Source organism: Nostoc sp. UCD121, assembly GCF_014222285.1.
Taxonomy (GTDB): Bacteria; Cyanobacteriota; Cyanobacteriia; order Cyanobacteriales; family Nostocaceae; genus Nostoc.
Genome location: NZ_JACKZS010000170.1, coordinates 1 through 16705, shown reverse-complemented (window position 1 = coordinate 16705; position 16705 = coordinate 1). Strand labels below are relative to the sequence as shown.

The following is a 16705-nucleotide window of genomic DNA, read 5'->3' as shown; positions in this document are numbered from 1 at the left end:
TATCTTAAGTCCAGAGGATTGGTTCGCGATAGCTGGTCGCGAACCAATCCCCTTTTCCACATCCCGTGAAAAGTCAGCTAGGTTTTTTACTCATGCAGCACGCCTTGAAAACTCTTCACGATGCCATTGTAAAGAATCCTGTCTTGGATAATACTGCTCCTGGCTTGGTAAGATAATGCGATCGCCCCTAAATTCCCGCATTGGTCTAGCGTTGGGTGAATCTTCCCGCAGGTTGTCAGAGACGATGATGGTGTAATCGTCGTTGATGGTGAACCAAAAGCGGTCAAATGCCCAGTGATGATTTTTGCATAGTGACAGCCCGTTATCAATGCGGTCATCGTAGAACTGGGAGAATGGTTTGATGTGTGAGCCATCAACGATGTTCTGACCGATTGAATCAAGTATTTGCAATCCGCAAAAGGCACAGCGTTGGTTGTAAGTTGAGACAACGATTTTACGGAACGCACCATCCCGCACAATTACAGCTTGCTCATCTTCTAATTCCTCTGGTTGGTAGACCTTGCCACCAGTGCGCTGCAATTGGTCTTGTAGTTCAGCAAAGGCGTTGACTTGCAATAATGACTCTATATCCTGTGTACGCTCGTTAAACCATGAATTAATGAGTGTGTGGGTTAGTACAGTCCTGTCCTGGGGATTTTGCAGCAGTGACCAGAGTTCATCATCGAGGTAAGCATACTCTACAGTTTGCCTAATGGTACTGGGAGTTCTGATTTTCACCTTGGCAGCAATCAATGATTCAAACCCCAGTTTCATCTCAAAATACCAGAAACCGTCACTAGTGAGATGGTAAAAAGGTAAGCCTATATCAGGCTTGCGTACTGGCTCCAGGTGGCTCCACAGTTTGAGAAATGTGGCGATGAGTTCAGCAGATAGAGGAATTTGGTTTTTTCGGATTTGCCCCTGAGATATCATCTCAATGACGGACAGTAACAAAATCGGTTTATTGGGCGCATCAGGGCTAACATTTAAGCCTAGCTTCCCAACAACAGACTTTGGAGAAAATTTCTTAACGTAGTAAGCTAAATCTTTAGCCATTCGCAGTTATGAAAGAATATCGCTGTACACGTAACGCATTATACTTACACAACTGCACTGGGCGCGATGACATTAGAGAACGGCAAGGTCATTATATCTGGGCTGAAAGCGAAGAAGAAGCTTGGCAGAAAATGGCAACTAGGTTTCCTGAAGAAACCGAGGCAGGCTTTACCGTTCAAGAATGGGAAAGTTTTGATGTCACTGTGGTAGAAATCAAACGGGATGAAAACGGGAATACTATAGAGTAGCCTTTTTAACCCTTGCTATGTCATCGGGAAGCAAAATCATCAGTACAATTCTCAAGCACGATACAAAAGCTACAAGCTACAAAATTGCCTTGCTGCGTGCGATTAATGATGTTGTCCTCAGCTTCCCCGATTTGCGGAACCGAAAAGAAGACGTAGCAGTTCCTTTGCGTTTACTAGCACAGTTTTGGGTGGCTTACTACTGGCCATTTGTCAAACCCAGTGAACCTATCTTGCAAGGGCAACGAGCAACACTGAACGGTCAATTGCGAAATGATATGTCGTTTCGTCCTCAGTTAGAGAAACTACGCCGTGAATGGGAATCAATTGTTGGCGGAACCTCAAGCCCTAGCGATGGCTTTTTCCTCATCAACGAGTTGAGAGTCCCGCGAAAATATCTTGCCTACTCCAAGGCGTTACGTCAAGTCTACCAAGCTGCCCTCACTGCCATTAGTAAAGCAATTGAAATGCCTGTTAGATATGCAGGGTTTGGTGAATGGGAAGTATTTAATAAACCTAAAAAGTATGCAGAACTTAGCACTCAAGTTGTAGCAATTCCAGGTACTCAAGTAGCAGACAAATGCTTAGTAATTCAAGCCGATCTCTGGCAAACTTTTGGGGAGATGTCATTGTGGATTGAAGCACTTTGTATTCATGAATGGTGCTTGTTTACAGAGAAAGTCCAACAAGAAAATCATCTTAAAGTTCATCGAGGTTGCATTTATCAGATGCTAACAGATAGACCAGACAACCGCAGACCTTTGAGTTGGGAGCGTAACCATGTTGATGTACTGTTGATGGAAGGAACAGAGTTTGTTTGCCCCTGGACACAAAAGCACATTTCTTATGGTATCAGATACGATTTAGACCACCTTTTACCCGTATCTCTCTACCCGATTAACGAACTTTGGAACTTAGTACCTGCTGACCCTAATTTTAATTCCCACATCAAGCGCGATCGCTTACCGTCTCAGGCAAAATTACAACAAGCTCAACCCTCTTTAGAGTTAGCTTACAGAAACTACAGTAAATCTGGTTCGCTCTCGCTAGCACTTAAAGAAGATGTGGCTGTTAGGTTTTCTACTGTCTTTGGTGATACCGCTTCTTTTCCTGGTGTACTATCAACTGCTGTTGTTGACCTCATTAACATCTTTGCTGAGTCTCGCAATCTAGCTCGTTTTTGACAATATGGCAATAACATATCAAAGTTCAGTTTTCAGAAGTAGTAGAGTTAGGCTTTAGCGTCAAAGGATACCATTCGGCTTAATGTTACTCTGGTAGAGGTTCGGCAAGAGGAGTCCAAAAATGAATGAGTCACTAGATGCTGCTCAAAGTGAACTACAAGTTATGGAATTTTTTGCAGCAGCACTCCAAGATCAACTGTTGTTAGGCCGACTGATGGAAGCAATGCGTACAAAAGATAAGGCTGCAATCATAACTATGGCTGTTGAACGTGGCTATAACTTCTCTCAAGAATCATTGCACCAGGGGCTAACGAAGATATTCCATTTGATGACACCAATCATGCAAGAGCAAAACTTAGCCGTGTCTGAAGAAATTGATTAAGGAGTATGAAGTGATACCAAGGGAAAGAATTCAGCAACTCCTTGACCCCTATGATTCTTCTCAAACTGAATGTGATGGCATGACCCGCATCTGTCACACTATACTAACTAATCATAGCATTGAGCATCAACCGATGTTTGGGGTTTTGACTCAACATCATCAACACATTGAGCCGCATTTCTGGATTGATTTACCAAGTGGAGAACGCATCGATTATCGAGCTAATATGTGGCTTAAAGGAGATGGTATTCCTCACGGAATCTTTCATCCTCAAGACTTTCCAGATGTCACCTACACTGGTGAACCTATAGAGTTAGATGTGTTGTCACCAACACTATTTGAAATACTGACTCTTGAGTTTGATTGGAAAAAATTTCAGCAATATGAAACACCTGATGCTTAATTTTGCCCAGGTTCTACCGTTATGATATATTGCCCATACGCACAGCCATTTTCCCATTCCCTAGCATCAACTATATAATAAGTGTTATCAAGCTTGAAGACTGCCATTCTTTTATTTCTTCTGGTCGCTACTTGGATTGCAACATTAACAAGTTCTTTAAAATTTTCAGATGCCATCTATAATTACAATTCAATCTTGATAAACTGCTAGGATTTTTGATTAATTATCAAAAATGTAAATAACAAAACATATTTAAGATTTTGTCATCTACAGGTGATTTGCTCAACAACAATATTCTTACAAAAACGCTTGAGATAAACAAATTATAATAAAATTGAATAAAATCTATATTTTAACTATAATGATTAGCTCATTACGGCTGCTAAATTTTAAAGCATTTGAGAATCAATTAGTTGAATTCAAATCGCTTACCTTACTCTCTGGTTATAATAGCACTGGTAAATCCTCTGTATTGCAAGCACTATCGCTGCTGCATCAATCTTACCAGCAAAATTTACTACAAAACACTGGCTTATTGCTCAATGGGAACTTGGGAAATATTGGCACAGCTAAGGATGCTTTATATGAAAATGCAAAAGAAGACTATGTTGGATTTGAGCTTATTTTTAAAAATGAAACTAAAGGAATATGGCACTTTAACTACAACTCATTAGAGAGAGAAGCTGATGTTTTAGAGATTGGATTCAAATCTGTTGATGCCGATGTTTATCATTCAAGCATTTTCAGTAAAGAATTTCATCACCTTCAATCAGAACGTGCAACAACTGCATCAGGAATCTTAAATTACCAAAGGCGAGAACTTAGACAAATTGGGGCGCTTGGCGAATATGTAGCACATTTTATTTATACCTACGGTAATCAACCAATCCCTATTGCTCAACTCGCTCACCCGCAAGCAAAATCAACAAATTTGCTAGACCAAGTTGAAGCATGGATGGGAGAAATAAGTTCTGGTCTACGCATCCAAGTTGACGCACATCTAGATATGGATTTGGTTAACTTGAAATTTAGTGACCCTATTGGATACGGCATTACCTACGTTTTACCAATTATCGTGGCAATCCTAGCATCCAGTCCGGGTGCATTAATTCTGATTGAACACCCAGAAACTGGACTCCACCCCCAAGCACAAACAAAGCTGGGTAAGCTGTTAGCGCTGGCTGCTAACTGTGGCGTTCAAGTGGTGGTAGAAACTCATAGCGACCAGATTTTAAACGGCATTCGTCTTGCTGTGCATGGTGGTAACATTGAGTCAGAAGATGTGCAATTGCATTACTTTCAACGTCAAGAAAACCAAGGTCAAGCTTTTATTAAAGTTGTGTCGCCACGCATTAATAAAGACGGCAGAATTGACCGATGGCCTGATGGGTTCTTCGATGAATGGGAAAACAGTTTAACAGTTTTATTAGAACCTGCAAAAATATAACTTTATGAACGATATTACACAAACACAAACAATTTTGCTTAGACAAGAAGCTAAAGCAAATTTAGATAATTTAGTTAACAATTTACAAACAATACAATCTTTATTACAAGAAGGTCAAAACCTAAGAATAGAAAATATCATTAAAGAATCAATATATCTTATTGAAAAGATTATGCCAAATCTAGCATTTGATGATGCTTTGAAATTGACTTATTTAGTTAGATTATTAGTGAATTGTCTATTGAATTTAGAAACAATCAGTAGTGATACAGATAAAATCAATCAGACTATTCAAGAAATTACTATTTGGCATGATACTGTTATCACAATATTCCAATCCAACTAATATATTTAAGAAATAGAGATGCATATTAACGCCTAATATCAATAAAGACGTAAATGTGTGTAGCGATACCTGCGCTCATCCGCAGTTATACTATGTCATTTACTACACTTCTAACTCACGTAGCAGCGCCTCATTTATCCTTTGTGCCTCTTCCCCACTAGTTTCTACCACATCAAAGGCTTCTTTGACTGCTGCTTGCACTCTAGGCGGCAGCGCTTCAAATTTATCGTTGTTGAGTATAACAATGCGACAACCGGGGTAAGGGGCAAAATCACCGAAAGGTTCCATCCCTGATGTCATGAGCAATTTGCTAAGTTCTACAATAGAATGGCGAGGCTTCTGGTTGTCCTCAGTGCTGTTAATTTCGGATGCAAAGTAACCACACAGCCAACTGAGGCTATCAATGTCTTTTTTTAAAGCTGCAACCGTACCATCTAAGACTTGCTTGTTGAGCTTAACAGGCAGATTGTCAAAAATTTGGTCTAAGGCTTCTGGCTGTCGCTTGTAGCAACAACGCACCGCAGATTCAACAAGTTTATCGATTTTAGTGGGTTGGGGTTGCCCAAATCCTTTGCCAGACATGGTAGTTGGTATATTTGATACTAATTAGTATATTTGATACAGGGATTTTAGCAGGATTTGGGGTTGTGAGGTGGCGATGTTTACTTTAAGGGCTGCGCCTACGCTCTTTGGGCTTTCCTCTAAGAAAAAGTTGAAGTTACACCGCTATGTTCAAAGCTTCTGGCAATTTGGCATCACAACTCTCTAAATTGCCGTTTAAATGAGATATCGATAGAACAGAACAGTCACAAATCGCCAGTTGTTGACCCAACGCTGTAGAACTCAGCAGCCAACCCACAGCGCTCGGTCATCGCTTCACTACAACTGGTTAGTAATGTACTAAAAAACACATAGTAAAGATGGTATGGCGTACCCACCAACAGCCTGCGACCACTTGCAGTTTCCTCTAAGAACCTGTTAAATAATTCGTCTGCCAGTCGCTTTTGAGAATCCCGTAGTCCACAATATCTACGTATTCGTTCCATCTAAATTTGTGTTGACGGCGACAACCCTCGTAAACCATACCAATTTTTTGCATAACTTGTCCTGATGCGGGGTTATGAGAAAAGTGTCGGGCATGAATGCGGTGGAGCCCCAATACCTCAAAGCCATATCGCAATATTTCTTTTGCCGCTTCTGTACAGTAGCCTTGCCCCCAATAGGGTTTTCCTATCCAATAGCCCAACTCGGCATGGTTATGTTCAAGGTTGATTTGCAAGCTGATCGCACCACACAACACACCAATATCACGCAGCACAATCGCTAAGTTCACAGATTTTACCTCTTTGAAGGCTTTTTGATGGGTTTTAATCCACTCTTGGGCCATACCGTCTTGGTAAGGATGGGGAATAGTTAAGGTCATAGCGGCAATTTCTTTTACACCAGCCAAGCATTGTACTTCAGGTGCATCTGCAAGGGTGAAGGCTCTCATGATAAGTCTTTGTGTCTGGAGAGTTGGCTGCTGTGGTGTGTAAATGCTGGTGTTCATAGACCTAAAAAACGTATATTTCTGATTTCGCTTATTTGGGGTTGGGGCCTTTGGCACGGTGATACCCAATTGCTTAATTTCCTTGCTTGAATGAAGGATAAACACAATCAAATTACTGCTACTTTACCTAATACTGTCTCCAAACGGCTGGTGAATTGTGAGGAGCGATCGCTTGTCTGCTCAATCGCCCGTGTCATCGCCACGTAAAGTAACTGTGTTTCTTCTTTTGGGGTCTTGTACTGGTGAGGCATATAACCAATACCAGGAATCAACATTATTGTAAACTCTAGCCCTTTGCTTGAGTGCATCTGTTGGAGTGGCGAAATTAAGAGCTATGAATACAACTCCTATCAAAATGAGGAGGGCAAAACAAAATTTTACAAGGCATTCTAGAGTTAAACCTAGAAACTATTTTGAAGGGAAAAATTATGACAATCTCTTTGAATCACACTATAGTTCCTGCTCACGATAAAGAAGCATCAGCACAGTTTTTTGCCCAAATTTTTGGTTTAAAAGTCGAACCTGCTGGCCATTTTGCTGCTGTGCGAGTTAATGACACACTCACACTCGATTTTGATAACAGAGAGACATTTGAGTCTCACCATTATGCTTTTCATGTCAGCGATGAAGAATTTGATACTATCTTTGCCAGAATCAAACAAGCTGGTCTGGAATATAGTAGCGACCCTATGCACCAGGACAAAGGAGAAATCAATCATAGAAAAGGAGGGCGTGGTTTTTATTTCTACGACCAAAATGGTCATAATTTAGAACTATTGACCCGTGATTAATAAAAGAAGTTCTGTAATGGCGTAATCAATCGTACCAATTAAACTCCTTTCGTACTTACTGTACCCAAAGCTTTCTCAAGACGACTGGTAAATTCCGATGAGCGATCGCTTAATTTCCTCTCTTGATTGGGGGTGGGGGCGCGTAGCTTGCCGCCGTAGGCAGTAGGCATCGCCTAACACCTAAAATACTGCTATGGTCAATCGCTACCAAATTGCCTTATAGGAAAAGTTAGATTGAATATGAATGAGACTTTAGCAGCCACACTAGGGGAATTACAAGCACAAATATATTGGTTACATGATGCTGAGGAGTTTGCAGAATTGGCATCAGCAGTAGCTACTATATATATGAAACTTGGTTATACTCAACAGCAGGCAGAAACGGCAGGTAACTTAATTAGTCAGGCTTATCAATTAGCTGATGATGCTGCTTTAGCCCAGAAAGCAGGTAATTTTGACAAAGAAATGCAGTTTTATTATCAAGCTAAAGATAAATTAACCCAAGTAGAAACTACATTAGTTTATCAAACCAGTATCGCCATACATCAAATGAAATGGTGGATGTATTTTCGTCATAAACAAAAATTACAAATTCTGCTCCACTTATTTTTACAACATTTTCAAGCGGTAGGGTTGATTAACTTACTTACTGCTCTTAAACTTACATATTTTCTAATGGAAATAGGCAGAGTTCACAAATCGCGTGACATCGAAACCACCAAACATAATGCTATAAAATACTGGACAGAATTATTGAAAATCAAACCGCCACAATATCCTTATCTTGGTTAAAATGCTGATTTTTAGGCTTGAGCGCGATTGCTTTCCCTTTTCCTCGCTTGATTGGGAGAGCGATCGCAATCAAATTACTTTACCTAGTGCTTTCTCAAGACGGTTGGTAAACTCTGAGGAGCGATCGCAAGTCATAATCAACTGCTCAATCGCCCGTGTCATCGCCACATACAATAGTCGCGCTTCTTCTTCTGGTGTACCGTGTCCGTACTGGTCAGGCATATAACCAATGCCTGGGATGCAAGCCACGGGAAATTCTAACCCTTTAGATGAGTACATGGTTATGAGTTTGATGCTTTGTTCGGCTGGGTGATAGTTGCGGCTGTCACTGTCGGCGTTGACCCATTCGATGGGGATTTGGGCTTGTTGGAAGTGGTTGTAAATGTTTTCGCCCATAAACTTAGAGCGATAAATAATTGCTATTTCGTTCCAGGGGATATCTCGCTCGTGTAATTGTTGCACTCGCCCTGCTAGGTAATCTACCTCATGTTTAAAACAGGGTAAACGGATCAGGTCTGGTTTGGGGCCTTGCCGTCCTGCACTAGTCGGTTCTACCAATACTACTTGGTCATCATCCCCGGTGGTAGGGGTCATCACTTCTTTAGCAAATTCATAAGCCACCCCCAACACTTGAGCAGTGTTGCGGTAGTTGAGTTTAAAAATAGTTGTGCGTCCCTGTGCTTGGATGCCTACACTCTTAAAGCTAAATTTCTTAGTGCGTTCTTCACCGTAGAGGTTTTGGGCATCGTCGTAGAGGATAAGCAAAGAATTGGTTTCGGGATTGACCATCTGGGCAATTAATTTTAACCACTCTGGTTTAAAGTCGTGACCTTCATCTAACATCACAGCGCCATACGTGCCAGCCGGTATCAACTGGGCATCAACGGCGGTAATTACTCTTTGAACTAGTTCTTCTATATAATCTTCCCCTTGATACTCTCTAGAGTCGGGTCTGGGGATGTCATATTTTTTGAGTAAATCCATGCACCACCCATGAAAATGCCGCACCTTGATGCGACTGACTCTGTTTTTATCTTGGATAGTTTGCCGGAGCTTGGCAGCAAGAGAAACATTGAAGCACAGTACCAAAATTGGTTTATTACTGACTTGAGATAAGTGCTGACAACGGTAGGCTAAAATCATCGTTTTGCCGGAACCAGCTACACCATGAATTACCCGATGTCCGTCTCCTAGACTGCGGGCTAACTGTTCCTGTTGCAAGTCCATAATCCTCAGAATGTCGGGGATTTGCAGCTGCACCAAAAGAGAATCTTTTTCTAGCATCTTGTTGACTGCTAAGGCATAATCTCTGGCTTGTTGTAGTGGGTGTTTAACTTCCTTTACTCCATCCTCGGTAAGCAGTGTGACTGTGGAGGGGTTGATATTTTTAATTGTGTCTAACTTCCAGTCTTTCACCTCAAGGATGAACAAACCCCGGCTGGGATGCAGCACGATAAAATCTGGGTGCAATTGCTTTTTACCCACTGGCACATCGTACCAAAGTAAATAATCATCCTCTAATTTCTCCTCCAAGCGCTGCGCTAACCTCCTTTCACCAGGGGTCATCCGCATTGAGCAACTATTGAATGAGGGAATTAGAGTAGCCATAAATGGTAAATGTTTATATGGTTTTTAAGGGGGGGGCGATGCCAAAGGCGGCAAGCTACGCTCCTACTGTTAGTCTTCCCTTAATAATGGGTGCAATCACCTGCGACGGGCTACACCTGGGGTTTCCTCTAAGAATTAAGAGCGATCGCTCCTAGAAAATACAAGCGTTCGCATGATTGCGTCTCGTAGAGAGGAAATAGGGAAGCAACGCACCTCATCAAATGGGAACCCTGTTAATAGTTGCGTTTATCACCGTCATGAAATTCTTAAACTTCCTCAAACCCAAACCAGCCCAGCCAACAATTGATAGCTACGGACAACAAAGCTGCGGTGTTGAGCAACAGCAAATTCAATCAGTTATGGAATGGCTGGAGAGCTAGTTTACTGGAGTTAGAACACACACCCAAAGCAGAAAATTGGGCCGAAAGGAGAAATCACCATGACCCTGACAATGACACCCACTATTACCGCCTTTGAACGGTCGCCTGATGGCGGCAAGGGACTGGCGCGTGACATGCGCGTTCGCTGGGCGCTCGAAGAAGTGGGCCAACCTTACAACGTTCGTCTTGTTTCGTTCAGTGAGATGAAGCAACCCGCGCACCGTGCGCTTCATCCTTTCGGGCAAATTCCAACCTATGAAGAAGGTGATCTCGCCCTGTTCGAGTCGGGGGCGATCGTGTTCCATATCGCAAAGCGCCATACAGGGCTGTTGCCAGACGATGCAAATAGTCGAGCGCGAGCGATCGCATGGATGTTTGCCGCACTTAACACGATGGAGCCGCCAATCGTTGATCGGGAAATCGCCACGTACTTAGAGCGTGATGAGGTCTGGTACGAGCAGCGCCTGCATGTCGTCGAAGGTCGCATCCGTAACCGGCTCTTAGAACTTTCCAGTCACCTTGGAGATGCCGACTGGCTCGATGGCGCATTCAGCGCAGGCGACCTGATGATGCTGGAAGTGCTGCTCAGGTTGAAAGAATCGGGTATGCTGGACGACTATCCGAATCTCTCTACCTATGTCGCCCGTGGCGAAGCGCGGCCCGCCTTCAAGCGTGCTTTCGCCGCTCAATTAGCGGTTTTCACTGGCAAGCAACCGACTGGCTGACTAGCTAGCGCAAAAAATAGATATAACAGGAATAAGTTGATTTAGCCTCTCTAGGCAGTATTCAAGCCAGCAATTGATGACTTCTTTTACATTGGTCGCAGCTACAAGCCATTTACTCCTTCACCTTTTGAACCTCACACGACTCAAAGTCGCGTGATTCCTGTTTCAACGATCTCTGCCTGAAAAAATCCAGGACTTACAAGTTCTCCGCAGGCGTATATAGCATCCGGCGCACCGACGGCTGCTGTTAAAATTCTCAACCCCTCACTCAATATATTTAAACTTGCATTTGCGTCTCTCAAGTTGTAATTATTGCAAATAGGACAAGTCCATTCACGCAACTTTAAATCCTTAACTAGTGGATTGATAAAAACACAGCAGTTGCAAGTCTGAGATGAGGGATAAAACGTACCAACTTTTTGTACAATTCTGTCATGCCACAAAGCTTTGTATTCAAGCATAGTAACGAACTTAGACCAGCTAGCGTCTGAGATACTCAAAGCTAATTTGTGATTCTTTACCATGTTGCTAACTCGCAAATCCTCAATACAGATAATACTGTTTTCTTTGATTAAGCGAGTTGACAGTTTGTGCAAAAAGTCATCTCTCAAATTCGTAATCCGTTCGTAGGTACGAGCCAGCTTGATTTTCGCTTTGACTCTGTTGCTACTACCTTTTACACTGCGGGATAGCTTTTTGTGTGCTTTACGTAACTTCCTTTTTTGAGTTCTGTAATACTTCGGGTTCTCTACCGTCTCGCCATTGCTGGTAGTTAGATAAGACTTCAACCCTAAATCTAATCCAATATTATCTGTTACCTGGGGATATTTTTCTATCTCTGTTTCACACAGAATACTAGCAATATATTTACCTCTGGAAGTGCGAGTTATGGTAACGTTTACAAGCTTCCCAGTAATGTCTTGGGATTTGTGGAACCTTACCCAACCTAACTTCGGTAGCTTTAAACGATTTTCTATTATCTGAATGTTGCCGTTAGTCAGGTTAGTTTTGTAAGACTGCTTGCACCCGTGTTTCTTTTTGAATTTAGGAAAACCTACCCCTTTCTTGCCTTTAACCTTCTTTAAGTCAGCAAAAAAGTTTTTGTATGCTGTTTCTAAATTCTTAATTGAATTTTGTAAGGCAAACTTATCTACTTCTTTCAACCATTCAATTTCTTTCTTGAGTATAGTTAGGTGTTGACTGCAAGCATTATAATTTAAGGTTTTTCCCTCACTTGCATATAACTCTTTCTTTAGTGCCAAAAAGCGGTTGTACACATATCTCACACAGCCAATTGTCTTATTGATTAAGATTTCTTGGTTGTGTGTAGGTATGAGAATGACTTTAAACGCTTTTTGGATGGATGACAATTTATTAACTCCTCTGAAGACCCTTCCATTTTAACAGAAAATGATACTTAATATAGAGCGCATAACTCATGACTGGAAGTCACGAGTGTGGGGCTTGAAGAAATCAAATTAATATTCGGCTTTCAAACTTTAACTTAATCCTTCAAGTAGACGAGATAAATCATTAAAAATGCATATACTGCAATTATCAAGCAATGAATAAACGAAGCTCCTGGTTTTAGACCTACTAGGAGCTTTTTTCTTTATTATCCATCTCAATTAGGGGGTATATCACCAGAAGTAATAGCATTCATCCTCAAGGCTATTAATAATTGGTTCTGTTGGTAGATTAAATGTCAATGTTTAGATTGCTATTGTGTATTTGTTGGTAAAAAACGTTTATAAAATTAAAACAATGAATATTCTTGCTTGGATTGTTTTAGGTCTAATTGCTGGTGCTATTGCAAAGGCTATCTACCCCGGTCATCAAGGTGGCGGAATTCTTGGAACAATCATATTAGGAATTATCGGTGCTTTTGTTGGTGGTAGTTTGGGTGTGTTCTTCAGTACAGGAACCTTGACATTAGCCGCCCCCACTTTGAGCATTCCTGGTATTGCAGTAGCGGTTCTTGGCGCAATCGTTGCGGTATTTTTGTGGAACTTGCTAAATCGTCGCAGTGCAATCTAAGAAATTAAATTGGAATCAATTAATAGTAAAAATCAGGGAATTCATTTCACTATATTTTATCCCTGAATTTAATTAAAACAGTAGCGCTTACCTATATTTAGGTAGGCGCTATTATCATAGCGATTGCTCTTGCGGGTAGGCATCACACTTATTCAATCACCAGATAGAGTCAGAGTGGGGAAACTGATGATAGTTTGAGATGATAGAACGCTTATCTCAACCCCCCGAAGTGAATAACTCAGTATTAATTGCCTTGACCCTCACCGCGTCTATAGTCCTATCGCCAGTCAGCATTGCTGGTACTGTCATTGGTTCAACCCATAGCATCAAAATGTCTTCATTTAACCTCAGTTCCCAAAAATGGCAAAACCGCGTGTTACTAGTGTTTGCACCATCTGTTGATAACCATAGCTATCAGCAACAGATGCAGTTATTTAACCAGCACCAAAACGGTTTTACAGACCGGGATTTAGTTCTGCTTCAGGTTCTGGCAACAGATAAAAGCTATGCCAACGGACAGCCAATAGATGAGTCTTCTGCTGCCAATTTGCGAAATCGCTTCTTCGTTGATAAAGATAATTTCCGCGTTATTTTGGTAGGCAAAGATGGTGGTGTTAAGCGCAGTGACACTACACCAGTCACAGCGACAGCAATTTTTGAGCAAATTGACACTATGCCCATGCGCCAGCAAGAAATGCAAGAACAAGACAGAAAGTAGCTATAAAATACAAGCGAGTAAAAGCTGCACCAAGGGGCGATCGCCTTACCCTAAAGAATACAAGCGTTCGCATGATTGCGTCTCGTAGAGAGGAAAAATTGGGAGTGCGATCGCTATAAAGGGCTGCTCCATGCGATGGAACAGCAGTCAATGCAATAACTAGGGAGCTATCTTGGCATAAAAATCTTCATCGGCACGCCCAAAAGCAGGTCGCTGCATCAAACCATTGATATATTCAGTCAGGGGGTCATCATCTAAGAGCATTCCTAACTTCTTAGCCCACAGCAAAACTCCTCCAGTGACAATATCAGCAGTTGTTAGTCTATTTGCTACTAAATAATTCTTGCCAACCAATACTTCCCTCAGAGGTTGAGCAACTCTGTCAAACCATTGTCGAGATTCTTGTTTTGAAGTTTCCAACCTGACAAAGCCAGGCAGCAGTTTTTCTGGCAGATTTGGCAGCACATTAAACATATAATTCTCAACAGGTGGCTCTAGGGTAACTGCGGCATAAAAAAGCCATTGCTGGTAATAGGCACGTTCAGGACTATCTAGCGGTGGAGCAAACCCCATTTCTATATGTTTGTCTGCAAGATAAGTACAAATAGCAGCAGACTCAAAAATCGTTACTTCCCCGTCTACCAAAACTGGTACTTTACCGTGTGGGTGCAGTTCTTTATATTCTGATTGTTTTGTCATGGTCATATTGACTCGAACTAAGTCATAAGCAATTCCCATTTCTTCCAACAGCCACCGGGGGCGTACTGCTCTTGTTGTGGGAATGTAATATAGCTTCATCGCTCCTCCATCAGCCAATGTCTACTAATGTCTACTATTAAGAGTGCATAAAGTTCTTTCAACTCAAAAAACTTAGTGAAATTTGGAATTTAGGTCTGATATCGTTTCTATTTCTGAGTCTTTGGAGTTTCAGTTGGCGGATGTTTAATCTCTCCTTCGCTGTAACCTAAGTCATACATACTCGCCGCTTGAGCATCTTGTTCTGGTGGCACTTTGGGTTTTCCAGCCCAGGCATCAGATTTTCCCAAGTTAAACCAATCTTCATCATTCATCCCAGAGATGAATGTGTTCCCCTTTGTATTTTTGATGTAGGCATCCCTACTTCTGTTGAACTCGTTAGAGTATTCCATAACTATCCCATAGCGCTACCAAGAACGCTGTAATTACCCTATTGTCATAATCACAATTGCCCTGGTGATACATTACGTCTTCCGCAAGTATGAAAGCTGAGGTGGTAAACTTTTCTCTTGTTTAATGGCGAAGTAAAACACAAATCAACTCAGAAATGACAATCTCTGTGCGAACTACCGCATAAATGCAGGTGAAAGCGCTTTACGCAATCGTATATTTGATAAACAAACGCTGTCACCGATAAAATTCTTAGAGGAAAAGCCAGCTTCAAGAGCGTAGGCGTAGCCCGCCGCAGGCATCGCTTGTGACAAAGCAGTACACTGGTACTATGAAAATGCTTAAATCACATTCTTGCAGACAATTTTAATCATAATTTCGCTTTTTAGAAGTAATTTTATTTATGATTAAGTCCCTAAAAGGGTATCAAGAGAAATGATACAAAACATTTCCCTCTTCATTTACTTCAAAAGAAGCATTAAGTTCTTTGGCTTTCTCATCTAAATATTGTTTAGCTAACTGGGTTGATATTTCCGCATTTTTCGCCAGTTGCAATACCGTTATTCTGCCAGTATTTTGCTCAATTAATTCTAAGAATACTAACTGAAGACGCTTTTGTTCTGATTCCAGAAGTAATGCTTTTTCCTTTCGATTCTGCTGTACTAAAGACCAACTCAACCAGCCTCCTAGAATGGTTGACGGAATAGTAAGAATACTTAGAGCAGCAATATCATTTTCTTTTTCTTGAGCGGGAGTTTTGGGATTGAGAATTTCTAGAATCATCACAGCAGAAAATGGAATACCAAATAATAGAAAACATATTGCTAAAATTTTTTTAACTAGTTTCATACAACCTTTTTCAGTTCCTCACAAATAATGTAAAAATAATCCCTCTATTATACAATGTATAATCAATTACTTGTTATGCTGGTATTTCGCTGATGTTTCCTCTCTTATCGACACTACCTGACCACTTGTAAATGCTGATGAGTGGCGATCGCACTCGTGGGAGGAATTAAACTGTGTGGGGTAGTTATTAAGATACTTTCGGTTGCTGCCACAGGGTCAGCTTCAAAACAGAGCAGTAGCAAGCCTCATCATTGATTTGGTGTTCGTGTTCAGCTATCCAATCATAAATTTGTGCAGCCACTGCTAATGCCACCTGTCCTGAACGGTAAAGCTTCGGGCTAGGGCAGAAAGCTTTACCATTGATGTGTACGGCGGCAATCTGCCAATAGTCGCTGCCTTCACCCTCCGGCATCACTTCTAAAAACCCGCTACTTTTTGGCTCGATTATTCCTATGTTCATCTGCAAGCCCGAACTCTAAAAACAGAGTACAACATCGAATTGCAGCAATTCAAGCTAGGAAATCAATAGGGTAAAGGGGCGATCGCCGTTGGGGGATTAAACTGATGTTATACCAAAAATTCCAGACTACGTAGGCTTCTTGAACCGTAGGCATCGTTACCTGTGCTGGATAAACTGGTGATATGCCAAAACTTTCAGAGTGCGATCGCTGTTTACTTTACTCACATGATCCTCACCTCGTCTGTGTCGTTCACCCAGCAGGGCCACAGGGGGATAGCTGCTTGGACTTTCGACTTGACCCCAACGCCGAAGCAGAGGAGCTATGGCAACCGGAGGGGGCAAGCTACTACAACGGTGAATTAATTTTGCAACCACAACAGCGATTGACGCAACAGCAACAGCTAGAACTGATTGACTGGCATCCCATGTTTACAGGTAGATGCCCTCGCAATACTGCTCGGTTAAGGAGAAATAGAGGTAAAACAAAGAAAATAGTGTTCGCGAATGTTGTACGCGAATAAAAAGATGGGACTTACTTTTTCTCTTTGAGGCTATCGTACAAGTCCACCCAATTTTGACGAAGAGAG

The 16705-nt window shown here is 41.6% G+C and carries 25 protein-coding genes; 13 read left to right on the top strand and 12 right to left on the bottom strand.

Features of this window, described 5'->3' with window-relative positions; translation table 11 throughout:
• Positions 1-90 precede the first annotated feature (90 nt).
• Positions 91-1056 carry an HNH endonuclease gene (locus GNF10_RS27170; RefSeq protein ID WP_185582614.1) on the bottom strand — a complete coding sequence of 322 codons (966 nt, stop codon included), beginning with the start codon at positions 1054-1056 and terminating at the stop codon, positions 91-93.
• Between the two features lie 8 nt (positions 1057-1064).
• On the opposite strand from GNF10_RS27170, the gene GNF10_RS27165 reads away from it, so the two are divergent.
• The 4 genes from GNF10_RS27165 (at position 1065) to GNF10_RS27150 (ending at position 3270) form a co-directional block, all read left to right on the top strand.
• Positions 1065-1304: a hypothetical protein gene (locus tag GNF10_RS27165; RefSeq protein ID WP_185582613.1), complete on the top strand. Its 240-nt coding sequence runs from the start codon at positions 1065-1067 to the stop codon at positions 1302-1304.
• A 17-nt stretch (positions 1305-1321) separates the two neighbouring features.
• Positions 1322-2485, top strand: coding sequence for an HNH endonuclease domain-containing protein (locus tag GNF10_RS27160; protein WP_185582612.1), 1164 nt, complete (start codon positions 1322-1324; stop codon positions 2483-2485).
• 121 nt (positions 2486-2606) lie between these two features.
• Entirely contained in the window at positions 2607-2867 is a 261-nt protein-coding gene (locus tag GNF10_RS27155) for a Nif11-like leader peptide family natural product precursor (RefSeq protein WP_179070935.1), read from the top strand.
• 10 nt (positions 2868-2877) lie between these two features.
• Positions 2878-3270: a hypothetical protein gene (locus GNF10_RS27150; protein ID WP_311774218.1), complete on the top strand. Its 393-nt coding sequence runs from the start codon at positions 2878-2880 to the stop codon at positions 3268-3270.
• Here the strand turns inward: GNF10_RS27150 and GNF10_RS27145 are convergent.
• A complete protein-coding gene (locus tag GNF10_RS27145; protein WP_114084184.1) occupies positions 3267-3446 on the bottom strand; it encodes a hypothetical protein in 180 nt (59 codons plus the stop codon). The two genes, GNF10_RS27150 and GNF10_RS27145, sit on opposite strands and share 4 nt — an antisense overlap.
• 185 nt (positions 3447-3631) lie before the next feature.
• Between GNF10_RS27145 and GNF10_RS27140 the strand changes: the two genes are divergently transcribed.
• On the top strand, positions 3632-4717 hold the full coding sequence (locus tag GNF10_RS27140; protein ID WP_114084183.1) for a DUF3696 domain-containing protein: 1086 nt from the start codon (positions 3632-3634) through the stop codon (positions 4715-4717).
• 4 nt (positions 4718-4721) lie between these two features.
• Positions 4722-5063 carry a hypothetical protein gene (locus GNF10_RS27135; protein ID WP_185592108.1) on the top strand — a complete coding sequence of 114 codons (342 nt, stop codon included), beginning with the start codon at positions 4722-4724 and terminating at the stop codon, positions 5061-5063.
• A gap of 102 nt (positions 5064-5165) precedes the next feature.
• On the opposite strand, the gene GNF10_RS27130 is transcribed toward GNF10_RS27135, so the two are convergent.
• The 3 genes from GNF10_RS27130 to GNF10_RS27120 form a co-directional block, all read right to left on the bottom strand.
• Entirely contained in the window at positions 5166-5645 is a 480-nt protein-coding gene (locus GNF10_RS27130) for a hypothetical protein (RefSeq protein ID WP_185582396.1), read from the bottom strand.
• A 385-nt stretch (positions 5646-6030) separates the two neighbouring features.
• Positions 6031-6612 carry a GNAT family N-acetyltransferase gene (locus tag GNF10_RS27125; RefSeq protein ID WP_185582395.1) on the bottom strand — a complete coding sequence of 194 codons (582 nt, stop codon included), beginning with the start codon at positions 6610-6612 and terminating at the stop codon, positions 6031-6033.
• 107 nt (positions 6613-6719) lie between these two features.
• A complete protein-coding gene (locus GNF10_RS27120) occupies positions 6720-6920 on the bottom strand; it encodes a 3'-5' exonuclease (protein ID WP_185582394.1) in 201 nt (66 codons plus the stop codon).
• 120 nt (positions 6921-7040) lie between these two features.
• Between GNF10_RS27120 and GNF10_RS27115 the strand changes: the two genes are divergently transcribed.
• The gene (locus GNF10_RS27115) at positions 7041-7403 is read left to right on the top strand and encodes a VOC family protein (RefSeq protein ID WP_185582393.1); all 363 of its coding nucleotides are present in this window, start codon (positions 7041-7043) and stop codon (positions 7401-7403) included.
• A 38-nt stretch (positions 7404-7441) separates the two neighbouring features.
• Here GNF10_RS27115 and GNF10_RS38935 read toward each other — a convergent pair whose 3' ends face one another.
• Complete coding sequence (locus GNF10_RS38935; protein ID WP_260445906.1) at positions 7442-7573, bottom strand: hypothetical protein; 132 nt, start codon at positions 7571-7573, stop codon at positions 7442-7444.
• Between the two features lie 70 nt (positions 7574-7643).
• On the opposite strand from GNF10_RS38935, the gene GNF10_RS27110 reads away from it, so the two are divergent.
• Positions 7644-8195: a hypothetical protein gene (locus tag GNF10_RS27110; protein WP_185582392.1), complete on the top strand. Its 552-nt coding sequence runs from the start codon at positions 7644-7646 to the stop codon at positions 8193-8195.
• Between the two features lie 69 nt (positions 8196-8264).
• On the opposite strand, the gene GNF10_RS27105 is transcribed toward GNF10_RS27110, so the two are convergent.
• Positions 8265-9803, bottom strand: a complete 1539-nt coding sequence (locus GNF10_RS27105; RefSeq protein WP_185582391.1) for a DEAD/DEAH box helicase — start codon at positions 9801-9803, stop codon at positions 8265-8267.
• Positions 9804-10024: 221 nt separating this feature from the next.
• On the opposite strand from GNF10_RS27105, the gene GNF10_RS27100 reads away from it, so the two are divergent.
• Together GNF10_RS27100 and GNF10_RS27095 are read left to right on the top strand one after the other, a co-directional pair.
• A complete protein-coding gene (locus GNF10_RS27100) occupies positions 10025-10183 on the top strand; it encodes a hypothetical protein (protein WP_185582402.1) in 159 nt (52 codons plus the stop codon).
• A 59-nt stretch (positions 10184-10242) separates the two neighbouring features.
• The gene (locus GNF10_RS27095) at positions 10243-10908 is read left to right on the top strand and encodes a glutathione S-transferase family protein (protein WP_221643434.1); all 666 of its coding nucleotides are present in this window, start codon (positions 10243-10245) and stop codon (positions 10906-10908) included.
• 143 nt (positions 10909-11051) lie between these two features.
• On the opposite strand, the gene tnpB is transcribed toward GNF10_RS27095, so the two are convergent.
• Positions 11052-12278, bottom strand: a complete 1227-nt coding sequence (gene tnpB, locus GNF10_RS27090) for an IS200/IS605 family element RNA-guided endonuclease TnpB (protein ID WP_221643433.1) — start codon at positions 12276-12278, stop codon at positions 11052-11054.
• A 394-nt stretch (positions 12279-12672) separates the two neighbouring features.
• Between tnpB and GNF10_RS27085 the strand changes: the two genes are divergently transcribed.
• Positions 12673-12945 carry a GlsB/YeaQ/YmgE family stress response membrane protein gene (locus GNF10_RS27085; RefSeq protein ID WP_185582390.1) on the top strand — a complete coding sequence of 91 codons (273 nt, stop codon included), beginning with the start codon at positions 12673-12675 and terminating at the stop codon, positions 12943-12945.
• Positions 12946-13144: 199 nt separating this feature from the next.
• Positions 13145-13663 (top strand): DUF4174 domain-containing protein, encoded by a 519-nt coding sequence (locus tag GNF10_RS27080; RefSeq protein ID WP_221643432.1) that lies wholly within the window; start codon positions 13145-13147, stop codon positions 13661-13663.
• Between the two features lie 159 nt (positions 13664-13822).
• Here the strand turns inward: GNF10_RS27080 and GNF10_RS27075 are convergent, their stop codons facing one another.
• The 4 genes from GNF10_RS27075 to GNF10_RS27060 form a co-directional block, all read right to left on the bottom strand.
• The gene (locus tag GNF10_RS27075) at positions 13823-14461 is read right to left on the bottom strand and encodes a glutathione S-transferase family protein (RefSeq protein WP_185582389.1); all 639 of its coding nucleotides are present in this window, start codon (positions 14459-14461) and stop codon (positions 13823-13825) included.
• 107 nt (positions 14462-14568) lie between these two features.
• On the bottom strand, positions 14569-14811 hold the full coding sequence (locus GNF10_RS27070; protein ID WP_185582401.1) for a hypothetical protein: 243 nt from the start codon (positions 14809-14811) through the stop codon (positions 14569-14571).
• A 424-nt stretch (positions 14812-15235) separates the two neighbouring features.
• On the bottom strand, positions 15236-15658 hold the full coding sequence (locus tag GNF10_RS27065) for a hypothetical protein (RefSeq protein ID WP_185582388.1): 423 nt from the start codon (positions 15656-15658) through the stop codon (positions 15236-15238).
• Between the two features lie 187 nt (positions 15659-15845).
• Complete coding sequence (locus tag GNF10_RS27060; RefSeq protein WP_163926664.1) at positions 15846-16118, bottom strand: hypothetical protein; 273 nt, start codon at positions 16116-16118, stop codon at positions 15846-15848.
• 182 nt (positions 16119-16300) lie between these two features.
• Between GNF10_RS27060 and GNF10_RS27055 the strand changes: the two genes are divergently transcribed.
• Positions 16301-16639: a hypothetical protein gene (locus GNF10_RS27055; RefSeq protein ID WP_260445905.1), complete on the top strand. Its 339-nt coding sequence runs from the start codon at positions 16301-16303 to the stop codon at positions 16637-16639.
• The last annotated feature ends 66 nt before the right edge of the window (positions 16640-16705 follow it).